This window comes from Mesorhizobium sp. M1338, from assembly GCF_040318045.1.
Lineage (GTDB): Bacteria > Pseudomonadota > Alphaproteobacteria > Rhizobiales > Rhizobiaceae > Mesorhizobium.
Genome location: NZ_JAMYLL010000003.1, coordinates 60,767 through 85,745, shown reverse-complemented (window position 1 = coordinate 85,745; position 24,979 = coordinate 60,767). Strand labels below are relative to the sequence as shown.

Sequence of the window (24,979 nt, the reverse complement as noted above, 5' to 3'; positions counted from 1 at the left end):
GGCGCGCTCTGTGCGTCCAAGGGGACGTTCGGCGCTCCAGAGACAAAAGGCTGCCGGCATGACCGGATATTTTTCCTCTCCTTTCCCTCGCCGCACCTCGGTCGGCGTCGATGTCGGCGGCGTGGTCGTCGGCGGCGGTGCGCCCGTTGTCGTGCAGTCGATGACCAACACCGACACGGCCGATATCGACCAGACCGTTGCGCAAGTCGCGGCACTCCACCGGGCCGGCTCCGAGATCGTGCGCATCACCGTCGATCGCGACGAGAGCGCCGCCGCGGTGCCGCGCATTCATGAGCGGCTTCAGCGGCTTGGCATCAACGTGCCGCTGGTCGGCGATTTCCACTATATCGGCCACAAGCTTTTGGCCGACCATCCGGCCTGCGCCGAGGCGCTGGCCAAATATCGCATCAACCCGGGCAATGTCGGCTTCAAGGACAAGAAGGACCGGCAGTTCGCTGATATCGTCGAGATGGCGATTAGATACGACAAGCCGGTGCGCATCGGCGTCAACTGGGGCTCGCTCGATCAGGAACTGCTGACCCGGCTGATGGACGACAACCAGGCCCAGGGCTTTCCAATGACGGCGCAGGAAGTGACGCGCGAGGCGATCGTGCAGTCGGCGATCCTGTCGGCCGAGATGGCGGAGGAGATCGGCCTCGGTCGCGAGAAAATCATCCTATCGGCCAAGGTCAGCGGCGTGCAGGATCTGATCGCCGTCTATACCGAACTCGCCACCCGCTCCGACCATGCGCTGCATCTCGGCCTCACCGAGGCCGGCATGGGTTCGAAAGGCATCGTGGCTTCGTCGGCCGCCATGGGCATCCTGCTCCAGCAAGGCATTGGCGACACCATTCGCATTTCGCTGACGCCGGAGCCGAATGGCGACCGCACACGTGAGGTGCAGGTATCGCAGGAATTGCTGCAGACCATGGGGTTCAGGCAGTTCGTGCCGATCGTTGCCGCATGTCCTGGCTGCGGCCGCACGACCTCCACCGTGTTCCAGGAACTCGCCCAGAACATCCAGGCGGATCTGCGCAAGAACATGCCGGTGTGGCGCGAAAAATATCCCGGCGTCGAGAACCTCAAGGTCGCGGTGATGGGTTGCATCGTCAACGGTCCGGGCGAGTCCAAGCATGCCGACATCGGCATTTCGCTGCCCGGCACCGGCGAGACGCCGACGGCGCCTGTCTTCGTCGACGGCAAGAAGGCGGCGACGCTGCGCGGGCCGTCGATCGCGGCGGATTTCGAGAAAATGGTCGCCGACTATATCGAGCAACGGTTTGGTCGCGGCAAGGCCGCGGCAGAGTAGCGCGCGATGCGGCGTTTCCTCAGGGCTACGCTGGTTCTGTTTTGCGCCCTGGGTTGGTCGACGCTGGTTCAGGCTGATCCGCCGCAATCCGCCAAGCAAAGGCTGATCGACAAGGTCTGCAACCTGATCCAGGCGCATGCCGACAAGAACGGCCTGCCCAGGGATTACTTCGCCCGGCTGATCTGGAAAGAAAGCCGTTTCGATCCCGACGCCGTCAGCCCGGTCGGCGCCGAAGGCATCGCCCAGTTCATGCCCGGCACCGCCAAGATGCGCGGGCTGGCCAATTCCTTCGACATCAACCAGGCGATCCCGGCGTCGGCGAAGTATCTCGCCGAAATGAAAACCGGCTACGGCAATCTCGGTCTGGCGGCGGCCGCCTACAATGCCGGCGAAAGCCGGGTGTCGCGCTGGCTCAGCTCCGGCGGCTTCCTGCCGATGGAGACCGAAAGCTATGTCTTCGACATCATGGGCGAGCCGGCGGACAAGTTCACCGACCGGGCTTATGCCGGAAGGATCGAGCCGCTCGACTCAAAGGCGGATTTTGCCGACGCCTGCCGCAGGCTGCCGGTGATCATGTCGCGGACCGTGGCGATGGCCTCGATCAACATAAAACCATGGGGCATCCAGGTGGCCGGCAACTTCCGCTGCAGTGCCGCGATCAACCAATGGCTGCGGGTAAGAAGCCGGTTCCCGGCCCTGCTCGACGGGCACGATCCGGTGGTCAGCCGGGTACGCACGCCGATCGGCCGGCGCGGTATCTATGCGGTCAGGATCGGTGTCGACGACCGTGCCGCCGCCAATGTCATCTGCCAGAAATTGCAAAGCGTCGGCGGAGCGTGCGTGGTGGTGCGCAACCGGTAGTTTTGTCCACCGCCGACAAGGTGTCTTGTCTGAGAGAGGCATTTGAAGGTGGCCGCCAAGACGTCGCATCCAGCAAGGATTTCAGCTATAGCGGCGGCCATCTTCACCAGGGGGCGGCAGCCCTACCTTTGACGACCAGCATGGGCCGCAACATGTTCAATGGATACATTATCTGCGGCACGCCGAGGACCGGAAGCACTTTGCTCGGCAAGCTTCTGGAGTCCGCGAGGACGGCCGGCACGCCCCACTCATTCTATCGGCGGCAGGACGTGTCGGAGTGGGCTGAAGAGTGGAAGCTGCATGACCGCGACACGATGAGCGAGCTCGAATTCAATGCCGCCTATCTCAATGCGGCGATCGCTGCCGGCAAGGGTGGGACCGGCATCTTCGGCCTTCGTTTGATGCGCGAAAATCTGGATGAACTCTCGGCTATCCTCGACCAGATTTTCCCGCAGCTGGTCTCGGCTATCCTCGACCAGATTTTCCCGCAGCTGCCATCCGACAGAGCGCGTCTTGAAAAGGCCTTTGGCCGCATTCTCTGCATACACCTCTCCCGGGAGGACAAGCTCGCGCAGGCTGTCTCCCTGATCAAAGCAGAGCAAACCGGGCTTTGGCATATTGCTCCCTGACGGAACCGAGATCGAAAGGGTCGCACCACCGAAGGAACCCCAATATGATTTCGAGCGGATCAGACGTGAGGTCACGGAACTCGAGACCTATGATGCAGCCTGGAACATTTGGTTCGCGGAGCAAGGCATATCCCCGCTGCGGGTCGGCTATGAGCGTCTTGCCGCGAACCCCGCTGCGACATTGCCAGGCATCTGCGAAGCCCTGGGGGTCCGAGCACCCGACGCCGAGGATGTAAGCCCCGGCGTTGCAAAGCTCTCCGACGACACGAGCCTCGACTGGATGCGCCGCTATCGTCTGGACGCAGCCGTCCGACGCATCGGGCGGATGCGGGCTATGCCGTCTTCGCCACCACCGTCTCGCTGAGCCAGGTGCCGATCTTGGTGCCGAGGCGATCGGGCGAAACCGGCTTCGGCAGATAATCGTCCATTCCGGCTTCGATGCACTTGTCGCGATCGCCCTTCAGCGCATGCGCGGTGACGCCGATGATCGGTATGCGGGTGCCCGCCGAGACCTCCATCGCCCGGATGGCGCGGGTTGCTTCGTAGCCGTTCATCTCCGGCATCGAAACGTCCATCAGGATCAGCTTGGGGCGCAGCGCCCGGTACATCTCGACCGCCGTGCGGCCGTTGCCGGCGATGCGGTAGCTGAGGCCCAGCCCATTGAGGATCTGGCCGAACACCAGTTGGTTCACGTCATTGTCCTCGGCAATGAGAATGTCGATCGGTCCGTTCGGCGTGGCCGATTCCGGCACCACCGCGACCGGCATCGCCGGGCCGCGGATGACGGTGAAGGCAGGTGCCGCCGCCGGGGGAGCCCGCACGATCGGTTCGCGGACGAACTGCGCCTTGCCGACCTGCGAGCGGGCCTTCTGCACGACCGAGATGACGGTGCCGAGCAGGATCGCGGAGCGTGCCGGCTTGGTCAGATGCGCGGCAATGCCGAAGTCGATGATCATCTTACCGAAATCGACCTGGTCGACCGAGGTCAGCAACACGACCGGGATGGAGGACAGCCTACTGTCGGAAGCAATGGCCCTGGCGACGTCGGCGCCGTTCATGCCCGGCATCTGGTAGTCGAGGATGATGCAGTCGACGGCGGCGCCGAGCTGAAAGGCGCGATCGAGGAAGGCCAGGCCCACGGCGCCGCTTTCGGCGGCGGCACAATCGAAGCTCCAGCTTCTGAGCTGTTCGAGCAGGATTTCGCGGTTGACCGGATTGTCGTCGATGACCAGCACACGCGCGCCGGTGACGTCGACCGGCACGATCTCGTCGCGAGCCGCGGCCTGATGCGCCGGCAGCGGCACCGCGAACCAGAACACCGAGCCGCGGCCGATCTCGCTCTCGACGCCGATCTTGCCCGCCATCAGGTCGACGAGGCGGGCGGCGATGGCGAGGCCAAGGCCGGTGCCCTCGTGGCGGCGGGTCGACGAACCGTCGACCTGGGCGAACTTCTCGAACACGTTCTGCAGCTTCTCGGCCGGTATGCCGATGCCGGTGTCCTCGACGCGAACCTTGAGCTGAACCACGTCGTTGACGATCTCGCCGCCGACATCGATCAGCACATGACCCTTTTCGGTGAACTTCACCGCGTTGCCGAGGAGGTTGGTGACGATCTGCCGGAACCGGCCGGCGTCGCCGACGACATGGGCCGGCAGGCGCGGGTCGACACGCACGATCAGTTCGAGGTTCTTTTCGGCGACGCGCGCCGATACCAGCGTCGCCACGTCCTCGACCGCCTCGGAGAGACGGAAGGGAGCGGGGTCGAGGGTGAGTTGCCCGGCATTGATCTTCGAGAAATCGAGGATGTCGTTGATGATGGTGAGCAGTGCATTGCCGGATTTGACGATGACCTCGGTGAAGGTCTTTTGGCGCGCCGTCAGATCGGTCTTGGCCAGCAGTTCAGCCATGCCGAGCACACCGTTCATCGGCGTGCGGATTTCATGGCTCATATTGGCCAGGAATTCCGACTTGGCACGGTCGGCGGCCTCGGCCTTGAACAGGGATTCCGCGGATTCGGCAAAGGCGCGGCGGATTGCCACTTCCATCGGGCGGAAGATCCAGAAGGCGACGATGGCAAGGGCGGCGAACAGGATACCGCTTGCCCACAGCAGCAGCCTGTCGCCGGAGGCGTCCGCCAGATGGCGCTCATCATCCATGGCGGTGCGGACGCGGACCAGCATCGGCTGGGCGAAGAGGTCGTTCTGGTTGCGGATCTCGCGATAGCTCCACTCATCGACCTTCTGCGCCACCGACATCAGGTTGAAGTTGCGCACCATGTCGCGCGGCGACCAGAACAGATCGCCGTTGACGGAAGCGGACTGGAGCTCGTTGGCGGTCTTGACCGACAGGCGCGGCTTGATCGCCGCGAGTTGCGCGGTCAGCGTCTCGATCTCGCCGGTCAGGCGTTCCGAATGGCCGCGCGCCGATGTGGTCAGCGCATCGCGTGTCTCCGCCCGCCAGGCTGTGCCGGTCGTCTCGGCAAAGCTGGTCGCGTTGCGCAGGTCGCGGGTGAAGACGACGAGGTTGCTGCTCAGCGCATCGATGTCACGGCGAAAGGAATTGACACGATCGAGCGCAACCACGATTGCCACGGAAGCCAGCGCGAAGATCAGCAACCCTGAAATATAGCGAATCCGGACTGACCGGATGAAGGACGAATATTCAGGCATGCGCAACCCCAACACATACGCACCATTTTATTGGTCGGGATTACGCTTCATTTACATTAAAATTTCGTGTGGATAGCGAACCATGCGGACCACCGGATGGATGACAGCTTTTTGAACGTCCTTTCGTCGCTAAGCGTGTCGCGTCCGAACGGATTCAGGCGACCCGCTTCAGGTCTTTGTTTTTATACATATCGTTCTCTCAAAACCGAGGTCGCTTTTGGGCGACATGCATCAAGCCGCCACCACGACGAGCGCGCGGATGCGGCCACTTACCGGCCCTTCCCCGAACCGCTTCCCCATGGCATGCGCCACGTGTCGCGTCGCCTCCTCCAGCGAGCCGCCGCGCGCCTCGATTTCGCCACGCAGGTTCGTGCCCTGGCAATAGGCCGCGGCCGCATCATACGGCGACGGAGCGGCGCTCACAGCACCCAGAGGCTCGACGGTGACGTCGCGAAAGCCAGCGGCATGCAGGTCGGCGCGGATGGTGTCCGCATTGTGATAGCCGTGCGGCGTCCTCGCCATGAAGCGAGGTGGATCGGCGGGGAAGAGAGTGCCGAGCGCCCGCGTCACTTCCTCGGCGAACTCATTCTCTTCGATGGCACTCCAGACATTGAACAGGAAATGCCCGCCCGGCCGCATCACCCGCCGGACTTGCCCGTAGGCGGCCACTCGATCGGGGAAGAACATCGCGCCAAATTGGCAGACCACGGCATCAAACCGGGCGTCCTCGAAGGGCAGCGCCTGGGCGTCGGCCTGCTGCCAGGTGATACGAGGATCGTCCGCCATCCGCGTGCGCGCGTGGTCGAGCATCGGCTGGTTAAGGTCGGTGGCCACGATGCGTGTTTGCGCCGGCAGTCTCGCTGCGAGCGCACGTGTCACCACACCGGTGCCCGCCGCCACTTCGAGCACTGATTGCGGCCCGAGCTTAGACACCCGCTCCGCCAGATCTCGTGCATATGGCTCGAAGATCAGCGGCACCATCGCCCGGTCGTAGACCTCGGGAATGGAACCGGTGAACAGGTTGTCGGTGGTCGACATGGCATCCCTCCAACTCTGTCCGCACCGCGTGGTTGCCGTGTGGATGGCAAAGCGATGTCGATCCTCTGCTTCGGCAGGCTTCCGTTCAAGTTCAATCTCTGAAGCGGCCGGCGGAGGACGCATGTGCTTTAGTCAGGACGATGTCTTGGTTGTCCCAACCTCAACTGGTACGGGTCGCGACGAATGCCGCCGCTTCCTTCAGCAGCTGGGCGTCGTCGCCATAGGGCTCAAGCAGCGCATGGGCCTGTTCGACGAGGCCGTGAAGCTGGCTGCGCGCCCAATTGGCGCCGTGCAGCGCCACCAGCGTCGCCTTGCCGGCGGCGGCATCCTTGCCGGTCGCCTTGCCCATCTGGCTGGCATCGGCGGTCAGGTCAAGCAGGTCGTCGGCAAGCTGAAAGGCCAGGCCGATCGCGGAGCCGAATTCGGCCAGCCGTTCACGGTCCTCGGCGGGAGCGCCGGCGATGAGGGCGCCGGCCTCGCAGGCAAAGCGGATCAGCGCGCCGGTCTTCATCGCCTGCAGCCGGATGATGCCGGCCTCGTCCGGCGGCGCCTGTTCGGCTTCGAGGTCGAGCTTCTGGCCGCCGACCATGCCGCCGGCCCCGGCCGCGCGGGCAAGCGCCAGCACCAATGCCGCCCGCCGCTCCGCCGGCAGCACCGTCGCCTCGCCCGCGATGATGTCGAAGGCAAGCGTCAGCAAGGCGTCGCCGGCCAGGATGGCGGTGGCCTCATCGAAGGCCATGTGCACCGTCGGCTGGCCACGACGCAAATCATCGTCGTCCATGGCGGGCAGATCGTCGTGGATCAGCGAATAGCAATGCACGCATTCAATGGCTGCCGCGACGCGCAGCGCCGCCTCGCCGTCAGCGGAAAAAATTGCCGCACTTTCCATGACCAGGAAGGGGCGCAGGCGCTTGCCACCGTTCAGCACGCCGTGGCGCATCGCCGCCATCAGCCGGTCAGGCCGGGCGATCTCGCCCGAAAGCGCGCGGTCGTCGAGCAGCCGCCGCAGCAGCACCTCGACGGCGGCTGCCCGTCTGATAAGCGCCATTTCGAACGCCATTTCGTCGTCATTCGTCATGGTCGGGACCGGTAGCCGACACTCAGACGTTGCGCAAGAAGCCAAGCGCCATTATGCCGGGGCAGGGAGAGCACGGATTGGGCGGCTTGGCGGAACCGATCGTCGATCATGAAACCGAAAAGCTGGACATGGCGACGAGATCGCGAGGCGTGAACCGCCGTGGTCTCAAACGCTGGGTCCGGCGCGGTATCGTCGTGGCCGCGGTGCTGGTGCTTATACCGACGGTGCTGACGCTCCTTTACCTGCCATTCTTCGTGCATCCGGTCTCGACGCTGATGCTGAAGGACCTGGCGACATTCTCCGGCTATGACCGCCGCTGGGTATCGATCGATGAGGTGTCGCCGGTGCTGGCCAATTCCGTCATCATGTCGGAGGACGGGCAGTTCTGCTTCCATCGTGGCGTCGATCTCGGCGAATTGCGGGGCGTCGTCGACGACGCGCTGGCCGGTGAAGCAACGCGCGGCGCCTCGACCATCACCATGCAGACGGTGAAGAACCTCTTCTTATGGTCGCGGCCACTGGGTTCGGTGCGCAAGGTGGTCGAACTGCCGCTGGCCGTCTATTTCGATGCGGTGACGTCGAAACGGCGCATCATGGAAATCTATCTCAACATCGCCGAGTGGGGGCCGGGAATCTACGGTATCGAGGCCGCGGCACGGCATCATTTCGGCGTTTCGGCAAAACAGCTGTCGCGACGGCAGGCCGCCCTGCTTGCCGTCTCCTTGCCAAATCCGATCGCCCGCAATCCGGCCAAACCCGGACCGGGCCTGAGACGGCTGGCCAATTTGATCGAGCGGCGCGCCGGCCGCTCCGGCGCCTATGTCGGTTGCCTCCGCTAGCCAACTCAAAAAAATTCGCGGCAGTGCTGGCCAAAACGGCACAGGGCGTGTATAGGCACCCGACTTTCTCAGATTTAGGCCCCGACATGGCCCTTTCACGAGGGCGGGCGGGGCTTTTGACCATGTAGTGGAGCATATCCATGGCCGTTCCGAAACGAAAAACCTCTCCGTCCAAGCGCGGCATGCGCCGCTCGGCCGACGCTCTCAAGGCCCCGACCTATGTCGAGGACAAGAATTCCGGCGAAATGCGCCGTCCGCACCACATCGACCTGAAGACCGGCATGTATCGCGGTCGTCAGGTGTTGACGCCCAAGGAAAGCTGAGACCAGCTTTTCCAAAAGCTTGAATTACAAAATGACCGGCCAGTGGCCGGTCTTTTTGTGTTTGGGGGCCAGGTAGCGCTCGTCTCGAAGCGTGGGCGGCATCGGCGCAGTTCCCTGGGCGGGCAACCGGCTGACATGGTTGTTGCGTGCGGTCTTCGACCGTGTTCAGCGCTGCCACCGAAAAATCTTGACGGCGTGCCTGTGGCGCATTCTACAAAGGATTGCCCCACATGGAGACGCCAGATGTTCGGTGCCATTCCGCTGCTGATCGTGCCTTTCGTGCTCTACAATCTCGGATTGCTGGGAATATTCGGAAGCGGTGACGATCCGTGGGCGAGCGAGGTCTTTTCATTCAGCATGATGTCGGGTGGCGTGTTCTCGATGACGCTCGGCGACCTGATGGTGCTGACCGGGCTGATCTTCCTGTTCCTCGAAATGGCGAAGTCGGTGCGCACGACCAATGCATCGATCATGGATCACCTTCTGTCGACGCTGGTCTTCGTGGCGTTCCTGGTCGAGTTCCTGCTGGTGAAGGGCGCCGCCCATTCCGTCTTCTTCACGCTGATGGTCATCGCGCTGTTCGATGTGCTGGCCGGATTCGCGGTGTCGATGCGATCGGCCAGCCGGGATATCAATTTGAATTAGGCCGCATTGACATTCAAGTGATGCCGGCCTGACCTAAATCTCGACACACTCTGGTTCCGATGCCGAGTGACGTTCAGCCCGGATCGGCGGAGAAACCGGCTGCCTCGATGCCGGCGATGGCCGCGGCCTCGTCATTGTCCGACGTGTCGCCGGAGATGCCGACGGCGCCGATGATGGCGCCAGCCTTGTCGCGGATCAGCACGCCGCCCACCACCGGCAGTACGCGTCCGCCGGAGACGTCCGAAATACCGGCAACGAGATGCGGACGCTCTTTGGCGAAAGCCTCGACCTTACGCGAGCCCATGCCGATCGCCAGCGCGCCATAAGCCTTGCCGGCCGACATTTGCGGGCGCAGGAACGAGGCGCCGTCCTGGCGCTGGAAGGCGACCAGATGCCCGCCGGCATCGAGCACCGAGACGCCGAGCGGCTTGAGCTTGAGATCGGCGCCCTTGGCAAAGGCGGCATCGATGATTTGCCTGGCTTTTTCGAGTGGCAGTGCGGTCATGGCGGTCTCCTGTTTGAAAACGCGTCGATCATTGACCGTCGACGGGCGAGATAACATCCCCGTTTCGGTTGAAATTGCTTCGCGTGAAGAGGCGGGATGGGAGCGGCCTTCGCCGACACCATCCGGATACGGCGTTACCGCTTGCGTGTCTGGGGATGGCTATTTTTTCTTGGCGCGGGCCGGCTTCTTGGCGGGCGCCGCCGGCGCATTGGCAAGATCTTCGGCTTCCTTGGCGAGACGGAGCGCCCGCAGCTTGTTGGTCTTGGCCTGGCGGGCGTCGCTCTCGGCGACGTATTCGGCCATCGCCTTCTGGCGGACGGTTGCCGCCTCTTCCTGCTTCTTGAAACGCAGCTCGGCGCGCGCGCGGGCAGCATCCCTAGAGTTCTCAACCAAGAGCTTTATCCAATCCCGTGAATCTTGATTTTCCGCCTCTTGTAGCAGAGCCGGTCCGAAAACGGGAAAATAAGTTGGTCAAGCGGCCGGGTTGGCGGCGGGTGCCTTGCTGGCAACCACCGCCTGATAGGCGGCCTGCAGGGTCGCGCGGACAGAAGGACCAGAAGCTGTGTCGAGCGGCACGCCGAGATGTTCGTGGCGCAACTCGTCCATGAACTTGTCCCACATCGGCTGTCCGCCCTTTTCCAAGAGCTCGGCGCGGATCGAGAGTTCTTCGCTGACCGGCAGCCATACGCGGCCCCAGGCGCCGAGATGGGCGAGGATCGGCACCAGCGTGATCGCCATCTCGGTCAGGCTGTAGATCGCCTTCTGCTTGTGCGAGGGGTCGTCGGCCTTGGTCAGCATGCCCAGCTCCATCAGGCGCTTCAGCCGGTCGGCGAGGATGTTGGAGGCGATGCCTTCCATCGACCCGTTGAGCAGCTCGCAAAAATGGCGTCTGCCGCCGAAGATCATGTCGCGAAGGATGATCAGGCTCCAGCGGTCGCCGAACACTTCCAGCGACAGGTTGATCGGACATCCGGACCGGCGATCCATGCTCATAAGATTTTTCTCCAAAACCGGTTGCATTATCGTATCGGTTTTATTATCGTGCAACCGATTGCAAAATACAATCAGTATTACAACGGGGGAGACCGCGTCATGACGACGATCGAACGTCCCGTAATCATGTCCGAGGCCTTTGGTGATCCGGCGAACCCGCCACTGTTGCTGATCATGGGCGCGATGGCCTCCATGCTGTGGTGGCCGGAGGCGCTGTGCCGGAAGTTGGCCGATTCCGGCCTGTTCGTGATCCGCTATGACAATCGCGATACCGGCCGTTCGACCAAATATAGACCGGGCGAGCCCCCTTACACTTTCGATGATATGGCCGACGATGCGATGCGTGTCCTCGACGACCACGGCATCGGCAAGGCGCATGTCGCCGGCATGTCGATGGGCGGTATGATCGCGCAGCTTGTGGCGCTCAAGCACCCGTCCCGTGTCGCATCGCTGACCGTGATCAGCAGCTCGCCGATAGGGATCGACACGTCGCATCTGCCGCAAACCAGTGATGCCTATGCCGGGCATTCAGCCGAGGGAGCCAAGGTCGATTGGTCGGACCGTGACCAGGTTATCGATTTCATCGTCAGGGACGCGCGGGCGATCGCCAGCACCGCACACCCATTCGACGAGGCCCGGATGAGGGCGTTCGTCGAGCAGGACTACGATCGTTCCGGCGGCTTCCTGAGCGCGACCAACCATTTCATGCTTCGGGGCGGTGACGCATGGAAGGGCCGGCTGCGCGAGATGACGGCGCCGTTGCTGGTCATCCATGGCACGGCGGATCCGATCTTCCCGGTCGAGCATGGCGAGGCGCTGGCCAAGGCTGTCGCCGGCGCGAAAATCATCCGCATCGAAGGCGGCGGCCATGAACTGCATCCGGACGACTGGACGGAGATATCCGCCGCTATCGTCGCCCACACCCAAGCCGCTTAGGGCGACAAAAGCGGGCCTTGACGGACAGCGCCTGTCGCAAAGTTAATGCTTCAGTATTTGCCTCTGCTTGGCAGCACAGCGCCGGCCATCGCCGAACCACGAGACAGACGAGCAAGACATGTCCCTGACGCTTCATTTCCATCCGCTGGCCTCCTTCTGCTGGAAGCCGTTGATCGCGCTCTATGAGAACGCCACGCCGTTTACGCCTGATATCGTCGATCTCGGCGACGAGCAATCGCGCGCGGCCTTCCTGAAGATTTCGCCGAGCGGCAAGATGCCGGCGCTGCGCGACGATGCGCGCGACCGCACGGTGCTGGAGTCGACCATCGTCGTCGAATATCTGGCCGCGCATTATCCAGGACCGGTCGACCTCGTTCCCGCCGACATCGATCTGGCGCTGGCAGTCCGCCAGGCCGATCGCTTCTATGATTTCCACGTGCAGGAGCCGATGCAGAAGATCGTCGGTGACCGGTTGCGGCCGCAGGACAAGACTGATCCGTTCGGCGTCGAGCAGGCCCGCGGCCAGCTGCGCAATTCCTACGCCATCATCGAGCAGGATATGCAGTCGAAGACCTGGGCGATGGGCGACACCTTCACCATGGCCGATTGCGCGGCGTCCCCCGCGCTGTTCTATGCCAACAAGGTCGAACCGTTCGGCGACAACCACCCGGCCGTGAAGCGCTATCACGACCGGCTGGTGCAACGGCCTCCCTTCGCCAGGGTGATCGAGGAGGCGCAGCCCTACTTCAAGTTCTTCCCCTACAATGACGGCTGATCGCGATGCTGCACGATCCTGCCCAGATTGATCGGATGTTCCATGCGCTCGCCGACCCGGCGCGGCGGCAGATGGTTGATCGGCTGTCGCGCGGCCCCGCTTCGGTCAGCCAGCTGGCCGAGGGCAACGGCACGGCCGGCCGAACGGGTCAGGCTTCCCAGAACTGATCGAGCCAGATGTTGAGTTTGAGGAAGCCGGTATTGCTCACCGTATAGACGCGTCTTGTGCCTTCGGCTTTGGCGTGGACCAGCCCGGCATCGAGCAGTACTTTCAAATGCTGCGAAACGGCTGGCCGCGATACGGGCAAACCCGAAGCGAGTTCGTTGACGGTTTTCGGGCCGCGGCGAAGTTCTTCCAGAAGATGGCGCCGGTTGGGATCGGCAATCGCCATGAAGGCGTCGGAAAACATCATGCCTTATTTGTGGGGCAAAGCCTTTCGAATCTCAACCGTCTGCTTCTGCTTTTCTTCTGGGATCAAGCCGCAATGCTTCCGGCGTCACCGAACGGTCGGCCGGCTGCGTCTTGAAGGCGTCACGATCGCCGATCGGCACCGGCGCGCGGCGGCTGATGCGCAGCAGCGTATAGCCGGCCAGGCAGAGATGCGCGAAGGCGGTCGCCAGGAACAGGCCTTCCGGGCGCATCCAGCCCATCAGGGCGGCGGCCAGCAAGGGTCCGATCATCGTGCCGAAGCCGTAGAGCAGCAGCAGGCCGCCCGACACCTTGACGAAATCCTCCGAGCGCGCGTGGTCGTTGGCATGCGCCACGGCGATCGAATAGAGCGTGTAGGCGAAGGCGCCATAGGCCGCGGTGAAGACGATGACGAAGACGCTGGAGCGTGGCTCGAACAGGAAGATCATGAGCGCGAACAGGGCCGCGCCGAAAGCCGCCCCCGCCAGCACGAAACGCCGGTCGGTCTTGTCGGACAGACGCCCGGCCGGAAGCTGCATGGCAGCACCGGCAACGACCACAAGGCTCATCATCAAGGCGATCTCGGCCGTGGAAATGCCGATGCGGGCCCCATAGACCGCGCCAAGCGTGCCCCAGGCGCCGTTGGCGATGCCGATCAACACGCAAGCGACCGCCGACACCGGCGAATTGGCATAAAGGCCTTTGACGTCGAGCGAGACATCCTGCAGCGGCTTGGGGTGGGAAGCGCTCGAGACCGCGGTCGGAATGAGCGACAGGCAAAACAGGATGCCGGTGATCATGAACAGCGACGCCGATTTCACATCGCCACCGGCGACGATCATCTGCCCGCCCATGATCGAGGCATAGGTGACCATCATGTAGAGGCCGAAGACGGTGCCGCGATTCTCGTTGGTGGCTTTCTCGTTCAGCCAGCTTTCGATGACCATGAAGGCGCCGGCCATGGTGAAGCCGGTGAAGGCGCGCAGCAGGATCCAGACATATTCGTCGATGATCAGCCCGGTGAGCAGCGCCACGATGGCGCCCGACGCGGCAAAGGCGCCGAAGGCGCGCACATGGCCCGCGCGGCGCACGATGCGCGGCGCGAAGAAGCAGCCGGTGACGAAGCCGCCGGCCCAGGCCGTGCCCATCAGGCCGAGCGATGCGGTCGAGAAGCCTTCCAACTGACCGCGCAGCGGCAGCAGCAGCCCGTGCAATCCGGACGCCGCCAGCAGGAAGGCAGTGCCACGAAGCAGCGAGAGGATCGGGCGGTAGGTTGCGAACATTGTTTGATCCGGCTCGTGTTTGACAGGGGCGCTGGGTCTGAAGACCGTCGCATTCGGGCTTTTCGGCGGCGGGCCTTTGCGCCCGCGCTGCTATCCGCGGCGGAACAGCGCCTCGGCAGCCGATTTGGTGGTGTCCTTGGCCTTGAGCTCGGCCTCCAGCCTGGCGATCTCGTCTCGCAGGATGCCGATGCGTTCCGACAATTCACCGACGGAAAGCAGCGACAGGTCCTGCCCGATCTCGTGCGGGCGCGCCTTCTTGGGTTCGTCGTCGAAGATCGCCATCGTCGCTCCTCCCTGATTTGGCCATTTGCCTGATTTGGCAATCAGCATACATAGGGCAGGGGCGTCGATGCAAACGGCCGATCGGATAACGGCGAGGAAAGACGGGAAATCTCATGGCGAGCGGACAGAAAATTCCGGCAAGAATGACGGCCATTGCGATCTCGGAGCCGGGTGGCCCAAGGGTGCTGAAGCCGGAAACACGCGACGTGCCGCAGCCCGGCCCCGGCGAGATACTGATCAAGGTGCATGCCGCCGGCGTCAACCGGCCCGATATCCAGCAGCGCAAGGGCGCCTATCCGCCGCCGCCCGGCGCCTCGGACCTGCCGGGCCTCGAGGCGTCGGGCGAAGTGGCGGCCGTTGGCGACGACATATCGCGCTGGCGCATTGGCGACCGCGTCTGCGCGCTCACACCCGGTGGCGGCTATGCCGAATATGTCAAGGTTCATGCCGGCAGCGTGCTGCCGCTGCCGGCCGGCTTCACCCACACCGAAGCAGCGGCCGTGCCGGAAAACTACTTCACCGTCTGGCACAATGTGTTCGAGCGCGGCGGCCTGAAGCGCGGCGAGATGCTGCTCGTCCATGGCGGTTCGTCCGGCATCGGCACCACGGCAATCCAGCTTGCCTCGGCCTTCGGCGCCTATGTCATCACCACCGCCGGCAGCAAGGAGAAATGCGATGCCTGCCTGAAGCTCGGCGCCGACCGCGCGATCAACTATCGCGAGGAGGATTTTGTCGCGGCGGTGAAGGAGGCAACGGGCGGCAAGGGCGCCAATGTCATCCTCGACATGGTCGGCGGCGACTATGTGGCGCGCAACTACGAGGCCGCGGCGGTCGAGGGCCGTATCGTCCAGATTGCCGTGCAGGCCGGTGCCGTGGCGAGCGCCGATTTCTCCAAGATCATGGTCAAGCGGCTCGTCCACACGGGTTCGACGCTGAGGCCGCGCACCGTAGAATTCAAGGCGGCGATCGCGGCGGCGCTGGAAGCGCAGGTGTGGCCGTTGCTCGGCACGCGCAAGGTGGCGCCGGTGATGGACATGATCTTCCCGCTCAGCGAAGCCTGGCGGGCGCATGAGCGCATGGAAGACGGCGAGAATATCGGCAAGATCGTGCTGGACGTCGGCTAACCCGGCATCACTTGAAGCCGAATACGTCCCTGGCGTGCGCCTCACTGCCTACAAGATGAACAGATGCTTAATGCTGCAATGCAGCATTTGCATCATTGCTATGCAAAATCAGCCATTCAAGTCCTCATCGATGACGCCTATTTGAGCACCATCGAAAACGAACACCGATTTGGAGGACTATCATGAACCCGATCCGCGCTTACCGTAACTGGCGTATGTACAACGAGACCGTCCGCGAACTGAACCGCCTCAACGCACGTCAGCTCAGCGACCTCGGCATCAACCGCGCCGACATCGAAAAGATCGCCCGCAGGGCCATCTAACCGTCGAGCGTGACCCGCGAAGGTCACGCCTGGCAAGCCAGAGCCGCGTCAGACGGGATTCCCGTCGCGGTTCCGAGCCCGCTGGACACAGTCCGGCGGGTTTTGTCGTTTTGGGCGCAGTTTCGCTCGCGGCATTGGCGCGAGCGCCATCCAGTCATTGCTTCCAAAAACATTGCGAAACAACAATGGAACGGTTATACAGGCCGCGAATTTCCCATTTTGGTGGCTCCAAACCACCGCCCGCGCGGGAACGCGGGCGAACGAGAAGGATTTTTAAATGGCCAATACGCTGCTGATGCCCAAGGCGACCGCCGTCTGGCTGGTCGACAACACCGCGCTTTCCTTCGAGCAGATCGCGCAGTTCTGCGGGCTGCATCCGCTCGAGGTCAAGGCGATCGCCGACGGCGAATCGGCGCAAGGCATCAAGGGCATGGATCCGATCATGACCGGCCAGCTGACCCGCGACGAGATCGCGCGCGCCGAGAAAGACCCGAACCAGCGCCTGAAGCTTTCGGAGCCCAAGGTGCGGGTGCCCGAATCCAAGCGCAAGGGTCCGCGCTACACGCCGCTGTCGAAGCGGCAGGACCGGCCGAATGCCATTCTCTGGCTGGTGCGCAACCATCCCGAGCTCAAGGACGCGCAAATCTCGCGCCTCGTCGGCACCACCAAGTCGACGATCGAGCAGATCCGCGAGCGCAAGCATTGGAACTCGGCCAATCTGCAGCCGATGGATCCGGTGACGCTGGGCCTTGCCTCGCAGATCGACCTCGACATGGAAGTCAACCGTGCCTCACGCGGTCGCGAACAGGCGCAGCCGGTCGGTGACACGCTGCTGCCGGCGGCCCTGACCGAGCGGTTGGTGCCGGCTCCCGAGAAGCCGAAGGACGAGGATGCCGAACTCGACGCAAACGCCGTGTTCGCCAAGCTCTCGGCCTTGAAGTCGAAGAACACGGACAACGACGACGACGAGTAAGATTGTCCGACATTCCAAGAAAAAGCCCGCTTCGAGCGGGCTTTTTTGTGGGGTGCGTCAGGTCTCAGGTCCGCGCGGCGCGATCCGGCGCCATGCCGTAATCCTCGCTGCGCTCCACGGCCCGGTAGAAGTCGGCGAGCTGCTTGCCGCGCTCCGGCTTGAAGATGCGGCCGGCGATCACCACCGAGGCGATGCGGTCGATGCGGAAGGCGCGGAAGTCATCGCGCATCTCGCACCAGGCGACCAGCGTCCACACCTTGCCCCAGAACCACAAGCCAAGCGGACGGATATCGCGGGCGGTGCCGCGGCCGGCCTCGTCCGAGTAGTCGATGGTCAGCACCTGGCGCTTTTCGACCGCGCGCTCGATCAGGTCGATCGCCTCACGGGCGGCATCACTGACCACCCACATCGGCGTATGGATCTCGGTGCGGGCGATGCGGTCCTTTTCGGCGTCGGGCAGTACGGCGCCGATCTTGACCAGTGCCTCGTCGGCGGCGCGCGCCATGGCGGCGCCGCCAAAGGCACGCACCATGCGGGCGCCGGCAACCAGCGCGACGATCTCGTCACGTGTGAACATCAGCGGCGGAAGGTCGAAACCCTCTCTCATCATGTAGCCAACGCCGGCCTCGCCGTCGATCGGCACGCCGGTCGACTGCAGGTCGGCAATATCGCGGTAGATGGTTCGCTCGGAAACCTCGAGCCACGTGCCGAGCTTCTGAGCGGTGACCAGACGGCCACCACGCAGATGCTGCACAATCTGAAAGAGCCTGTCGGCGCGGCGCATCGTTTGCTTCCCCAGTGTTGTTCCCATGCATGCCGTGGCTCCCGGACCGGGTCCACTTCCAGACGACATGCATTACGGCGTCAGCCCTTCGCATTTGCGCTGCGTGGCGACGAATGCCGCGCCGAAGGAAGTTTACTCGTTGTCGGCGTCTTCGCATCACGCACGCGCCAGAAGGGTGCTACGTCCCTCGGCGTCATGCCGCGCTCGAGATCCTCATTGGCGGCCTCCGCAACCCTGCGCAGATGATAGCCGATGGTGACAGGACATGTCACTTCGGCACCATGCTCGATGGCGAGCGCCGTGCGCAACGCACGCACGTCCAACTCGACTCCTTCGGGAATCGAGCGGATGAAATCATCGACCTGACGCGGCGTCGGCACCAGCATCGACTGACCTTCGACGACATCGGCCATCGTGCGCGGCGGCGTCGGCTTCACGCCGTTGCTGCCTGATGTGTCCAGCCTGTCGCTCCAACTCTTCATCGATCGTCCTTTCGACCGCCGATGCGCAGTCTCTGAGGCTCGCACCATCGCACGTCCCTCCTGACAGCATACTGTCAGGAGGCTTCAGCATACTCCTTGGCGAACAGCGTTCGCATCTGGGCGAGATCGCTGCCTCTTTCCGGATAGAGTGTGTTGAGAAAGGCGAGTGCGAAGGTGCCTGGCGCCGAACCGGGCGCGGAAACAATCTTGCCGTCGGCCACGGCATACGGCACATCCTGATAATTGCTGTCGCCGGCATAGCCGGCCTCATGTCCATAGATCCAGTCGCGGCCATTGCTGGTGTGCCTGGCTTTCTCGAACAGGCCGGCGCGGGCCAACGCCAGCGTGCCGGCGCAGATACCGCCGACCACGCCGTCGCGCGATGCAACGGCGTGGAGCAGGTCGGTAACATCCGGCGGTGCCTTGCCAAACCACTGATCGGAGCCGATGACGGCGACGGCGTCGAGATCGGTATTCTTATCCGCCTCTGCCGAGCGATCGGGCGTCAGCCGGAATCCGCTGATCCCGGTCACCGGCTTGCCGTCGGGCGTCAGCGATACGGCGCGGGCGCCGAACCATTCGACCGCCGAGGCCGCCAGCAGCCCGTATTCCCAGTCGGCAAAGCCTTCGATGAAAAGAAAGCCGATTGTCTTTCGTTCAGGCATAAGCTCGCTCCATTCCTCGCGCGCCAAACCTTGCTGCTGGGCTTTTTATCTGGGCGTTGACGCGCCCACGTCCAGCCGCCGGGTCGAAATTCGTCTCAATTGCCGCGAAAGCGACGGTCGGCATACATGTCCGGCCAGCCGATATCCTTGCGAATGTCCTCCGGCAGCGAGTTCATGAACCGCTGGGTGCGGATCTCGTTGCGCATCGTGCGGATCTTGCCGACATAGTGCTGCATGCCGCGCAGAATGGTAAAACCGTTCATGGCTAGTCTCCTCTCTGTGTATGGAGACACTATCGCATACCCCTCCTGACAGCAGTCTGTCAGGAGGGTGGCAGGGCACACGACAATAGTTCCGACCGGAACCTCCGGCAGGAAAAGCATCGTTTTCTCACCACATCAGACCGAGACCACGGCAGGCTCTTGGTTGGCGACCGTTCATCGCAAGGGTGCTGGTCAAGGCGCTGCTGTTCAGCTTTCAACGACGGACTGTCGGCACGCATGGTCTTCAGCGATGTGGCCGCGGTTCTGATATGAAGGGAGAAAATTCTTCCCCGAAAACAGGGAGACGACCATGAGCTTGCAACTGACAGGAATCCATCATCTGACCGCCATCACCGCCAATGCGCCGGGCAATCTTCACTTCTACACGAAGGTGCTGGGCCTGCGGCTGGTCAAGAAGACGGTGAACCAGGACGACACCTCGGCCTATCACCTCTTCTATGCCGATGGCGAAGCCACACCGGGCACCGATCTCACCTTCTTCGATTGGCCTGTCGGACGCGAGAAGCGCGGCACGCACAGCATCGTGCGGACCAGCCTCAGGGTCCGCAGCCAGGACAGCCTTGCCTGGTGGAAGCAGCACTTGGCGGACGAAGGCATCGCGACAGGAGAGATCGCCGACATCGGCGGCTACCCCAGCCTGGATTTCGAGGATCCCGAAGGCCAGCGCCTTCGGCTCGTCAGCGACGGCGGCAAGGGCGACAGCCATCCCTGGGCGCAAAGCCCGGTGCCGGCCGAGCATCAGATCCGCGGGCTCGGGCCGATCGTCATCAGCGTTCCTGATATCACCAACACCGAGGCGGTGGTGACCAAGGTTATGAACATGCGCGAGGCACGCAAGTATGCGTCGCCGGAGGGCCAGGTTCACGTCTTCGAAATGGGAGAGGGTGGGCCGGCGGCGGAGCTGCATGTCCTGGTGCAGCCAGGGCTGGCGCCGGCGCGGCAAGGTGCGGGTGCGGTTCACCATGTCGCCTTCAGGGCGCCGGACCAGGAGACGCTGCATCGATGGACTGCCCGGCTGGTCGAATTCCGTCTGCCGTCGAGCGGCGAGGTCGAGCGCTATTACTTCCGTTCGCTCTATTTCCGCGAGCCGAACGGCATCCTGTTCGAAATCGCCACCGACGGGCCGGGATTCACCGCCGACGAGCCGCTGGAAACGCTGGGCGAAAGCCTCGCCCTGCCGCCTTTCCTCGAAGCGAAACGCGCCTCGATCGAGGCCGGCCTCAAGCCGCTGAAGTAGATCGCTCCCTGGTCGAAGGTGGGCGCCGCGTTCCGGTTCGGGATCGCGGCGCCCATTCTTCTCAGGCGACTAAGGACGCGCTTTGACAGCCGGCCGCGTTGCTGGTCAAAGGCGGCATGTCGAAACTCCTCGCGCTCGTCATTGTTGGCATCATGGTCATCCAACTGATCAAGCCGCTCGGCTGGCCGGGGCTGAAACGGCGCGGCGACTTCTGGAAGCTGGCGCTGCTGGCAATGGCCGCGATTTCCATAACAGCTGTGCTTGGGCACTGGACCTAGGCCAGCACCGGCCAAGGCGGCCGCGTCAGCCTCTGGCAAGCACCGGGTCGACGAGATGCTCGGCCCAGGCGCGGTAGCCTGCTTCCGAGGCGTGAAAGCCGTCGGAGGCAAAGCCCGCCTCGGGATTTGTGATGGGCAGGCGCGCCGCCGGCACCGCACCGCGCTCCAGGCAGAGGCGTTCGCCCATCCGATTCATTTCGGTGGCGCGGATCTCGAGGATCTTGCCGAGGAGCGGCGGCATCGCCGGCGCTCGCGTGAACTCCAGCACCGGCGACCACACCACCCGTGCCTCCGGCCATTTGGCACGGAGCGCATAGAGCAGGCCGCCGAATTCCTTCTTGAAGCGCGGCACGGAATGAAAATTCTTGGTGTCGTTGGTGCCGATGGCGAGCACGATGTGCGTCCATGGATCGGCCGACAGATTGGACAGGACATGGTCGCGGATCTGGCCTGACGTCGCCGAATTGAAGCCGGCGGCTCGCCAGCGCACGGCGCGGCCGGTGTTTTGCGCAATCAGCACGGCGAGTTGCGCGGCAAGTCCGTTTTCCGAATTGCCGATGCCGACCGAAGCGGCGGAGGAATCGCCCAGCACCAGAAGCGAGATCGCCGGCGCCGTGCCCGATATTTCATGCATGACCGGCCCCTGCGCCGGCAGCATGCGCGTCGTGCGGCGGCGCACGCCGAGGCCTTGCCAGACATATACCGGGTAAGCGAGCCAGGTGAGGAGGGCCGGGAAGCGCATGGCAATACCGTTAACGATCGGGGCAGCCTTAGCGCAAGTTTGTGCCCGGTTGAAAGCCTTCAGTCGCAGCAATTCGGCTTTGCCGCCCGCCGGTCCTGATATTCGTCGTGCAACCGCACCCAGTCCATCAAACCGTGATAGGGGCCGTTTTCGTTGCGGCCCTTCGGCGTCATGTCGAGATAGTCATATGTGCCGATCAGCGCCTCGCCGCCGCGGGCGCGCGACATGAAGGTGAGGAAGATGTCGCCGGTTTCGTTCCTGTAGAAAACGCTGGTGCCGGGAAGCTCCTTCGATGTCCGGGGACGGGTCTCGAAATTGTAGGTGGTGTCGCCGGCGGCGATCTGCCTGTCGGTGAACGAGACCTGCATGTCGAAGTTGAAATCCGAGGCATAGGACGACAGCCAGTCGAACTTCCAGCCCATGCGCCGCTTGTAGGGCAGAAGTTCCGCCAGCGGCGCGCGCGAGATCACGACCAGCGACACGTCGTGATGCCTTAGGTGCTGATTGGCGCCGTCGATATGGTCGGCAAGGAACGAGCAGCCCTCGCAATGATGGTCGCAGCCCGGCCCGAACATGAAGTGGTAGACGATCAGTTGGCTGTTGCCGGCAAACAGGTCGGTCAGTTTCTTCGGCCCTTGCTCGGTCTCGAAGACATAGTCCTTCCTGATCTTCAGCCAGGGCAGTTCACGCCGCTCAGCCGCGATCCGCTCGCGAAGCCGTATCAGTTCCTTCTCGCGCGCCAGATGCGCCTTGTGCGCCCGGAACCAGTCTTCGCGCGAAACGACCTTGTTGCGATGCATGACCCTCTCCGTGTCCGTGCCACCCCCAAGGACGTTCGGGATGGGCGCAAACCGACATCGCCGGTTGTTTGTCTGAGCATGATCTCGGACAAACGGTTTCCGTTTGTCCGAGAAAACCGGATTCCATTTTTCGGGCTCCAGCGCCGTAAAGGAGATAGGGACGGGGAGGCTCCATCCCAAGCCCGGCAAGGCCGCAAATAAAAACCCGGGCGCATCGGCCCGGGTTCGAAGGAATATGGAAGCGCTGTGATCAGGCGGCCCGTTCGAGGCTCGCCTTCCATTTTCCAAGCGCCGCCAGATGGTTCATATGGGCGCGATGGGAGAAGGCGGCCTGGCCGGCGGCGACGTTCGACGCCTTGCCGCTCCAGGCTTTCTGCGGCGCGGCCTGCAGCGCGCGGCCGTAGGAGAAGGTCAGCTTCCATGGGTGCGGGCCGATGGCGTTGATGGCGTTGAGGTTGGCGGTCGCTTCCTCGTCCTCCTGGCCGCCGGAGAGGAAGGCGATGCCCGGCACGGCTGCCGGTACGGTCTCACGAAACAGTTTTATGGTCTTTGCCGCGACTTCTTCAGGGCTGCTCACCTTGCCCGATTTCTTGCCGGCCAGCACCATGTTGGGCTTCAGGATGGTGCCTTCGAGGACCACGCGCGCCGCATGGAGTTCGTCATAGAGCTTGATCAGCGTGGCCTTTGAGATTTCATAGCAGGTGTCGATGTCGTGGGCTCCGTCCATCAGCACTTCCGGCTCGACGATCGGCACGATGCCGGCCTCCTGGCAAAGTGCCGCATAGCGGGCGAGTGCGTGGGCATTCGAGTTGATCGAGTTGGCCGAGGGCACGCCCTTGGCCTGATCGATGTCGATCACCGCGCGCCATTTGGCGAAGCGGGCGCCGAGCTTATAATAGTCGGCAAGGCGCTCGCGCAGGCCGTCGAGGCCCTCGGTGATGGTGTCGCCGGGAAAGCCGGCCAGAGGCTTGGCGCCGGCGTCGACCTTGATGCCGGGTATGGCGCCGGCCGCCTTGATGATGTCGACCAGCGGCGTGCCGTCGGCGGCCTTCTGGCGGATCGTCTCGTCGTAGAGGATGACGCCGGAAATGTAGCGGGTCATCGCGTCCCTGGCGCGAAACATCATCTCGCGGTAGTCGCGGCGGCTGTCGGCGGTCGATTCGACGCCGATGACGTCGAAGCGCTTCTTGATGGTTCCGGAACTTTCATCGGCGGCCAGCAGGCCCTTGCCATCGGCGACGATCGCGGCGGCAATGTCTTCGAGACGTTCGCTCATTCTGCTTCTCCTGAAGGGGTTCGTTCCGCGCTTAAGGGAAGTCTACCGCCAAAGGAAGGGCATCGGAAAGCTCGAATCGATTGAAAGTCCCGGACGATCCCGCCCGTTCTCCATGTGTTGATCGGCTTGTTTGTTTGCCGCGTTCCGCGACGCCAAGCGTGTCTAGCGTTTGAGCACATCGACGCCGGGCAGCGGTTTGCCTTCCATCCATTCCAGGAAGGCGCCGCCGGCGGTCGAGACATAGGTGAAGTCGTCGGCGACACCGGCATGGTTGAGCGCCGCCACCGTATCGCCGCCGCCGGCGACCGAGACCAGCTTGCCGGCTCTGGTGCGTTGAGCAGCGTGCCTGGCCGCCGCCACCGTCGCATGGTCGAAGGGCGCGATCTCGAAGGCGCCGAGCGGGCCGTTCCACACCAGCGTCGCGGCGCGGTCGATCCATTCGCCGATGGTCGTCACGGTTCTGGCGCCGACATCAAGGATCATGCCGTCCGCCGGCACATCCGAGATGGCGACGGTCTCGCAGGCCGCGCCCGCCTTGAATTCCTTGGCAACGACGCCGTCGACCGGCAGGATGATGGCGCAGCCGGCCTCGGCCGCCTCGATCATGATCTGCTTGGCGGTCGTGGCGAGATCATGCTCACACAGCGATTTGCCGACATCGGTGCCGCGCGCGGCAAGGAAGGTGTTGGCCATGCCGCCACCGATGACCAGCGCGTCGACCTTTTTCACCAGGTTCATCAGCAGGTCGATCTTGGTCGAAACCTTGGCGCCACCGACGATGGCAACGACCGGACGGACCGGTTTTCCCAGACCCTTCTCCAGCGCTTCGAGTTCGGCCTGCATGGTGCGGCCGGCAAAGGCCGGCAACAGATGCGCCAGCCCCTCGGTCGACGAATGGGCGCGGTGCGCTGCGGAAAAGGCATCGTTGACGAAGATGTCGCCATTGGCGGCGAGCCGTTCGGTGAAGGCCGGATCGTTCTTTTCCTCGGCCTTGTAGAAGCGGGTGTTTTCAAGCAGCAGCACATCGCCCTTGTTCATGGCGGCGACGGCGCTTGCCGCCGTGTCGCCGACGCAGTCACTGGCGAAGCCAACGGGGCGGCCGAGCACGTCGGCCGTCGCCTTGGCGATCGGCTCCAGCGAGAATTCGGGCGAGGGGCCATCCTTGGGCCGGCCGAAATGGGCAAGCAGGATGACCTTGGCGCCTTTGCCGGACAGTTCGGCGATTGTCGGTGCAATGCGTTCGATTCGGGTGGCGTCGGTGACCTTGCCCTCAGTGACGGGCACGTTGAGATCGACGCGCACCAGCACGCGCTTACCGCTGATGCTGCCGATGTCGTCGAGTGTCTTGAAGGCGGCCATTCGGGTTCCTTTCGCGAAAAATCGGGGGACCATACCCCGCGCCAACGACGATGCAAGGCTTAGGCCGGGTTCGAAACGA

31 protein-coding genes and 1 pseudogene are annotated in these 24,979 nt (G+C 63.4%); 15 read left to right on the top strand and 17 right to left on the bottom strand.

All coding sequences use genetic code 11. The annotated features are described in order from the left end of the window. Nucleotides 1–58 precede the first annotated feature (58 nt). Genes ispG through NKH19_RS04235 form a run of 4 tightly spaced genes read left to right on the top strand, consistent with a single transcriptional unit; the run spans nt 59 to nt 3,163 of the window. Nucleotides 59–1,309 carry a flavodoxin-dependent (E)-4-hydroxy-3-methylbut-2-enyl-diphosphate synthase gene (ispG, locus tag NKH19_RS04250; protein ID WP_352864718.1) on the top strand — a complete coding sequence of 417 codons (1,251 nt, stop codon included), beginning with the start codon at nt 59–61 and terminating at the stop codon, nt 1,307–1,309. A gap of 6 nt (nt 1,310–1,315) precedes the next feature. Further along, nucleotides 1,316–2,170 carry a lytic transglycosylase domain-containing protein gene (locus NKH19_RS04245; RefSeq protein WP_352864716.1) on the top strand — a complete coding sequence of 285 codons (855 nt, stop codon included), beginning with the start codon at nt 1,316–1,318 and terminating at the stop codon, nt 2,168–2,170. A gap of 2 nt (nt 2,171–2,172) precedes the next feature. After that, nucleotides 2,173–2,799: a Stf0 family sulfotransferase gene (locus NKH19_RS04240; RefSeq protein WP_352981884.1), complete on the top strand. Its 627-nt coding sequence runs from the start codon at nt 2,173–2,175 to the stop codon at nt 2,797–2,799. Continuing rightward, nucleotides 2,789–3,163 carry a Stf0 family sulfotransferase gene (locus tag NKH19_RS04235; protein WP_352864710.1) on the top strand — a complete coding sequence of 125 codons (375 nt, stop codon included), beginning with the start codon at nt 2,789–2,791 and terminating at the stop codon, nt 3,161–3,163. The genes NKH19_RS04240 and NKH19_RS04235 overlap by 11 nt, the downstream gene beginning before the upstream one ends. Here the strand turns inward: NKH19_RS04235 and NKH19_RS04230 are convergent. The 3 genes from NKH19_RS04230 to NKH19_RS04220 all read right to left on the bottom strand — a co-directional run bounded on the left by NKH19_RS04230 (nt 3,132) and on the right by NKH19_RS04220 (nt 7,584). Continuing rightward, nucleotides 3,132–5,468, bottom strand: a complete 2,337-nt coding sequence (locus NKH19_RS04230; protein ID WP_352864708.1) for a response regulator — start codon at nt 5,466–5,468, stop codon at nt 3,132–3,134. The genes NKH19_RS04235 and NKH19_RS04230 overlap by 32 nt on opposite strands. Nucleotides 5,469–5,699: 231 nt before the next feature. Then, nucleotides 5,700–6,506, bottom strand: coding sequence for a class I SAM-dependent methyltransferase (locus NKH19_RS04225; protein ID WP_352864705.1), 807 nt, complete (start codon nt 6,504–6,506; stop codon nt 5,700–5,702). A gap of 160 nt (nt 6,507–6,666) precedes the next feature. After that, nucleotides 6,667–7,584 (bottom strand): polyprenyl synthetase family protein, encoded by a 918-nt coding sequence (locus NKH19_RS04220; RefSeq protein WP_352864703.1) that lies wholly within the window; start codon nt 7,582–7,584, stop codon nt 6,667–6,669. Nucleotides 7,585–7,661: 77 nt separating this feature from the next. Between NKH19_RS04220 and NKH19_RS04215 the strand changes: the two genes are divergently transcribed. The 3 genes from NKH19_RS04215 to NKH19_RS04205 all read left to right on the top strand — a co-directional run bounded on the left by NKH19_RS04215 (nt 7,662) and on the right by NKH19_RS04205 (nt 9,391). Further along, nucleotides 7,662–8,423 (top strand): transglycosylase domain-containing protein, encoded by a 762-nt coding sequence (locus tag NKH19_RS04215; protein WP_352864701.1) that lies wholly within the window; start codon nt 7,662–7,664, stop codon nt 8,421–8,423. A gap of 140 nt (nt 8,424–8,563) precedes the next feature. Beyond that, entirely contained in the window at nt 8,564–8,746 is a 183-nt protein-coding gene (rpmF, locus tag NKH19_RS04210; RefSeq protein ID WP_008834724.1) for a 50S ribosomal protein L32, read from the top strand. 243 nt (nt 8,747–8,989) lie between these two features. Further along, nucleotides 8,990–9,391, top strand: coding sequence for a hypothetical protein (locus NKH19_RS04205; protein ID WP_352864698.1), 402 nt, complete (start codon nt 8,990–8,992; stop codon nt 9,389–9,391). Between the two features lie 73 nt (nt 9,392–9,464). Here NKH19_RS04205 and NKH19_RS04200 read toward each other — a convergent pair whose 3' ends face one another. The 3 genes from NKH19_RS04200 to NKH19_RS04190 form a co-directional block, all read right to left on the bottom strand. Next, a complete protein-coding gene (locus NKH19_RS04200) occupies nt 9,465–9,896 on the bottom strand; it encodes a GlcG/HbpS family heme-binding protein (RefSeq protein WP_352864695.1) in 432 nt (143 codons plus the stop codon). A 159-nt stretch (nt 9,897–10,055) separates the two neighbouring features. Beyond that, complete coding sequence (locus NKH19_RS04195) at nt 10,056–10,289, bottom strand: hypothetical protein (protein ID WP_352864693.1); 234 nt, start codon at nt 10,287–10,289, stop codon at nt 10,056–10,058. A 78-nt stretch (nt 10,290–10,367) separates the two neighbouring features. Next, on the bottom strand, nt 10,368–10,889 hold the full coding sequence (locus NKH19_RS04190) for a winged helix-turn-helix transcriptional regulator (protein WP_352864691.1): 522 nt from the start codon (nt 10,887–10,889) through the stop codon (nt 10,368–10,370). A 99-nt stretch (nt 10,890–10,988) separates the two neighbouring features. Here NKH19_RS04190 and NKH19_RS04185 point away from each other — a divergent pair, with 99 nt between their 5' ends. From NKH19_RS04185 to NKH19_RS04175, 3 genes and pseudogenes are all read left to right on the top strand, one after another. Then, nucleotides 10,989–11,825 carry an alpha/beta fold hydrolase gene (locus NKH19_RS04185; protein ID WP_352864688.1) on the top strand — a complete coding sequence of 279 codons (837 nt, stop codon included), beginning with the start codon at nt 10,989–10,991 and terminating at the stop codon, nt 11,823–11,825. Nucleotides 11,826–11,943: 118 nt separating this feature from the next. After that, complete coding sequence (locus NKH19_RS04180) at nt 11,944–12,600, top strand: glutathione S-transferase family protein (protein WP_352864685.1); 657 nt, start codon at nt 11,944–11,946, stop codon at nt 12,598–12,600. Nucleotides 12,601–12,605: 5 nt separating this feature from the next. Further along, nucleotides 12,606–12,719 (top strand): annotated as a pseudogene (locus tag NKH19_RS04175) (transcriptional regulator); the annotation flags it as partial. Nucleotides 12,720–12,748: 29 nt separating this feature from the next. Here NKH19_RS04175 and NKH19_RS04170 read toward each other — a convergent pair. From NKH19_RS04170 to NKH19_RS04160, 3 genes are all read right to left on the bottom strand, one after another. Continuing rightward, nucleotides 12,749–13,012, bottom strand: a complete 264-nt coding sequence (locus NKH19_RS04170; protein ID WP_352864683.1) for an ArsR/SmtB family transcription factor — start codon at nt 13,010–13,012, stop codon at nt 12,749–12,751. 31 nt (nt 13,013–13,043) lie between these two features. Further along, nucleotides 13,044–14,291 carry an MFS transporter gene (locus tag NKH19_RS04165; RefSeq protein WP_136618343.1) on the bottom strand — a complete coding sequence of 416 codons (1,248 nt, stop codon included), beginning with the start codon at nt 14,289–14,291 and terminating at the stop codon, nt 13,044–13,046. Between the two features lie 90 nt (nt 14,292–14,381). Then, nucleotides 14,382–14,573: a DUF1192 domain-containing protein gene (locus NKH19_RS04160; RefSeq protein WP_023757432.1), complete on the bottom strand. Its 192-nt coding sequence runs from the start codon at nt 14,571–14,573 to the stop codon at nt 14,382–14,384. Nucleotides 14,574–14,686: 113 nt separating this feature from the next. Here NKH19_RS04160 and NKH19_RS04155 point away from each other — a divergent pair, with 113 nt between their 5' ends. From NKH19_RS04155 to NKH19_RS04145, 3 genes are all read left to right on the top strand, one after another. Next, nucleotides 14,687–15,697 (top strand): NAD(P)H-quinone oxidoreductase, encoded by a 1,011-nt coding sequence (locus NKH19_RS04155; protein ID WP_352864680.1) that lies wholly within the window; start codon nt 14,687–14,689, stop codon nt 15,695–15,697. Between the two features lie 182 nt (nt 15,698–15,879). Continuing rightward, nucleotides 15,880–16,020, top strand: a complete 141-nt coding sequence (locus NKH19_RS04150) for a DUF1127 domain-containing protein (protein WP_352864678.1) — start codon at nt 15,880–15,882, stop codon at nt 16,018–16,020. Between the two features lie 277 nt (nt 16,021–16,297). Further along, a complete protein-coding gene (locus NKH19_RS04145) occupies nt 16,298–16,993 on the top strand; it encodes a DUF1013 domain-containing protein (protein WP_352864675.1) in 696 nt (231 codons plus the stop codon). 64 nt (nt 16,994–17,057) lie between these two features. On the opposite strand, the gene NKH19_RS04140 is transcribed toward NKH19_RS04145, so the two are convergent. The 4 genes from NKH19_RS04140 to NKH19_RS04125 all read right to left on the bottom strand — a co-directional run bounded on the left by NKH19_RS04140 (nt 17,058) and on the right by NKH19_RS04125 (nt 19,187). Further along, nucleotides 17,058–17,777 (bottom strand): helix-turn-helix transcriptional regulator, encoded by a 720-nt coding sequence (locus tag NKH19_RS04140; protein WP_091578656.1) that lies wholly within the window; start codon nt 17,775–17,777, stop codon nt 17,058–17,060. 80 nt (nt 17,778–17,857) lie between these two features. Further along, entirely contained in the window at nt 17,858–18,259 is a 402-nt protein-coding gene (locus tag NKH19_RS04135; protein WP_352864672.1) for a hypothetical protein, read from the bottom strand. Nucleotides 18,260–18,333: 74 nt separating this feature from the next. Further along, nucleotides 18,334–18,924 (bottom strand): DJ-1/PfpI family protein, encoded by a 591-nt coding sequence (locus tag NKH19_RS04130; protein WP_352864669.1) that lies wholly within the window; start codon nt 18,922–18,924, stop codon nt 18,334–18,336. Between the two features lie 95 nt (nt 18,925–19,019). Next, nucleotides 19,020–19,187 carry a hypothetical protein gene (locus NKH19_RS04125; RefSeq protein ID WP_352864666.1) on the bottom strand — a complete coding sequence of 56 codons (168 nt, stop codon included), beginning with the start codon at nt 19,185–19,187 and terminating at the stop codon, nt 19,020–19,022. Nucleotides 19,188–19,497: 310 nt separating this feature from the next. On the opposite strand from NKH19_RS04125, the gene NKH19_RS04120 reads away from it, so the two are divergent. Continuing rightward, nucleotides 19,498–20,445 (top strand): ring-cleaving dioxygenase, encoded by a 948-nt coding sequence (locus NKH19_RS04120; protein ID WP_352871937.1) that lies wholly within the window; start codon nt 19,498–19,500, stop codon nt 20,443–20,445. Between the two features lie 98 nt (nt 20,446–20,543). Then, nucleotides 20,544–20,723: a hypothetical protein gene (locus NKH19_RS04115; protein WP_352871938.1), complete on the top strand. Its 180-nt coding sequence runs from the start codon at nt 20,544–20,546 to the stop codon at nt 20,721–20,723. Nucleotides 20,724–20,748: 25 nt separating this feature from the next. On the opposite strand, the gene NKH19_RS04110 is transcribed toward NKH19_RS04115, so the two are convergent. The 4 genes from NKH19_RS04110 to NKH19_RS04095 form a co-directional block, all read right to left on the bottom strand. Next, nucleotides 20,749–21,465 (bottom strand): SGNH/GDSL hydrolase family protein, encoded by a 717-nt coding sequence (locus tag NKH19_RS04110; protein WP_352871936.1) that lies wholly within the window; start codon nt 21,463–21,465, stop codon nt 20,749–20,751. Between the two features lie 59 nt (nt 21,466–21,524). Then, entirely contained in the window at nt 21,525–22,265 is a 741-nt protein-coding gene (locus tag NKH19_RS04105) for a DUF899 domain-containing protein (protein ID WP_352871934.1), read from the bottom strand. Nucleotides 22,266–22,515: 250 nt separating this feature from the next. Next, a complete protein-coding gene (locus NKH19_RS04100; RefSeq protein ID WP_352871933.1) occupies nt 22,516–23,541 on the bottom strand; it encodes a class I fructose-bisphosphate aldolase in 1,026 nt (341 codons plus the stop codon). A 162-nt stretch (nt 23,542–23,703) separates the two neighbouring features. Next, the gene (locus NKH19_RS04095; RefSeq protein ID WP_352871932.1) at nt 23,704–24,900 is read right to left on the bottom strand and encodes a phosphoglycerate kinase; all 1,197 of its coding nucleotides are present in this window, start codon (nt 24,898–24,900) and stop codon (nt 23,704–23,706) included. Nucleotides 24,901–24,979: the final 79 nt, after the last annotated feature.

Coding starts and splice junctions, on each gene's coding strand:
- ispG (WP_352864718.1), top strand. CDS start 59: ATGACCGGATATTTTTCCTCTCCTTTCCCTCGCCGCACCTCGGTCGGC.
- NKH19_RS04245 (WP_352864716.1), top strand. CDS start 1,316: ATGCGGCGTTTCCTCAGGGCTACGCTGGTTCTGTTTTGCGCCCTGGGT.
- NKH19_RS04230 (WP_352864708.1), bottom strand. CDS start 5,468: ATGCCTGAATATTCGTCCTTCATCCGGTCAGTCCGGATTCGCTATATT.
- NKH19_RS04225 (WP_352864705.1), bottom strand. CDS start 6,506: ATGTCGACCACCGACAACCTGTTCACCGGTTCCATTCCCGAGGTCTAC.
- NKH19_RS04220 (WP_352864703.1), bottom strand. CDS start 7,584: ATGACGAATGACGACGAAATGGCGTTCGAAATGGCGCTTATCAGACGG.
- rpmF (WP_008834724.1), top strand. CDS start 8,564: ATGGCCGTTCCGAAACGAAAAACCTCTCCGTCCAAGCGCGGCATGCGC.
- NKH19_RS04205 (WP_352864698.1), top strand. CDS start 8,990: ATGTTCGGTGCCATTCCGCTGCTGATCGTGCCTTTCGTGCTCTACAAT.
- NKH19_RS04200 (WP_352864695.1), bottom strand. CDS start 9,896: ATGACCGCACTGCCACTCGAAAAAGCCAGGCAAATCATCGATGCCGCC.
- NKH19_RS04190 (WP_352864691.1), bottom strand. CDS start 10,889: ATGAGCATGGATCGCCGGTCCGGATGTCCGATCAACCTGTCGCTGGAA.
- NKH19_RS04185 (WP_352864688.1), top strand. CDS start 10,989: ATGACGACGATCGAACGTCCCGTAATCATGTCCGAGGCCTTTGGTGAT.
- NKH19_RS04180 (WP_352864685.1), top strand. CDS start 11,944: ATGTCCCTGACGCTTCATTTCCATCCGCTGGCCTCCTTCTGCTGGAAG.
- NKH19_RS04170 (WP_352864683.1), bottom strand. CDS start 13,012: ATGATGTTTTCCGACGCCTTCATGGCGATTGCCGATCCCAACCGGCGC.
- NKH19_RS04165 (WP_136618343.1), bottom strand. CDS start 14,291: ATGTTCGCAACCTACCGCCCGATCCTCTCGCTGCTTCGTGGCACTGCC.
- NKH19_RS04160 (WP_023757432.1), bottom strand. CDS start 14,573: ATGGCGATCTTCGACGACGAACCCAAGAAGGCGCGCCCGCACGAGATC.
- NKH19_RS04155 (WP_352864680.1), top strand. CDS start 14,687: ATGGCGAGCGGACAGAAAATTCCGGCAAGAATGACGGCCATTGCGATC.
- NKH19_RS04150 (WP_352864678.1), top strand. CDS start 15,880: ATGAACCCGATCCGCGCTTACCGTAACTGGCGTATGTACAACGAGACC.
- NKH19_RS04145 (WP_352864675.1), top strand. CDS start 16,298: ATGGCCAATACGCTGCTGATGCCCAAGGCGACCGCCGTCTGGCTGGTC.
- NKH19_RS04140 (WP_091578656.1), bottom strand. CDS start 17,777: ATGCGCCGCGCCGACAGGCTCTTTCAGATTGTGCAGCATCTGCGTGGT.
- NKH19_RS04135 (WP_352864672.1), bottom strand. CDS start 18,259: ATGAAGAGTTGGAGCGACAGGCTGGACACATCAGGCAGCAACGGCGTG.
- NKH19_RS04130 (WP_352864669.1), bottom strand. CDS start 18,924: ATGCCTGAACGAAAGACAATCGGCTTTCTTTTCATCGAAGGCTTTGCC.
- NKH19_RS04125 (WP_352864666.1), bottom strand. CDS start 19,187: ATGAACGGTTTTACCATTCTGCGCGGCATGCAGCACTATGTCGGCAAG.
- NKH19_RS04120 (WP_352871937.1), top strand. CDS start 19,498: ATGAGCTTGCAACTGACAGGAATCCATCATCTGACCGCCATCACCGCC.
- NKH19_RS04110 (WP_352871936.1), bottom strand. CDS start 21,465: ATGCGCTTCCCGGCCCTCCTCACCTGGCTCGCTTACCCGGTATATGTC.
- NKH19_RS04105 (WP_352871934.1), bottom strand. CDS start 22,265: ATGCATCGCAACAAGGTCGTTTCGCGCGAAGACTGGTTCCGGGCGCAC.
- NKH19_RS04100 (WP_352871933.1), bottom strand. CDS start 23,541: ATGAGCGAACGTCTCGAAGACATTGCCGCCGCGATCGTCGCCGATGGC.
- NKH19_RS04095 (WP_352871932.1), bottom strand. CDS start 24,900: ATGGCCGCCTTCAAGACACTCGACGACATCGGCAGCATCAGCGGTAAG.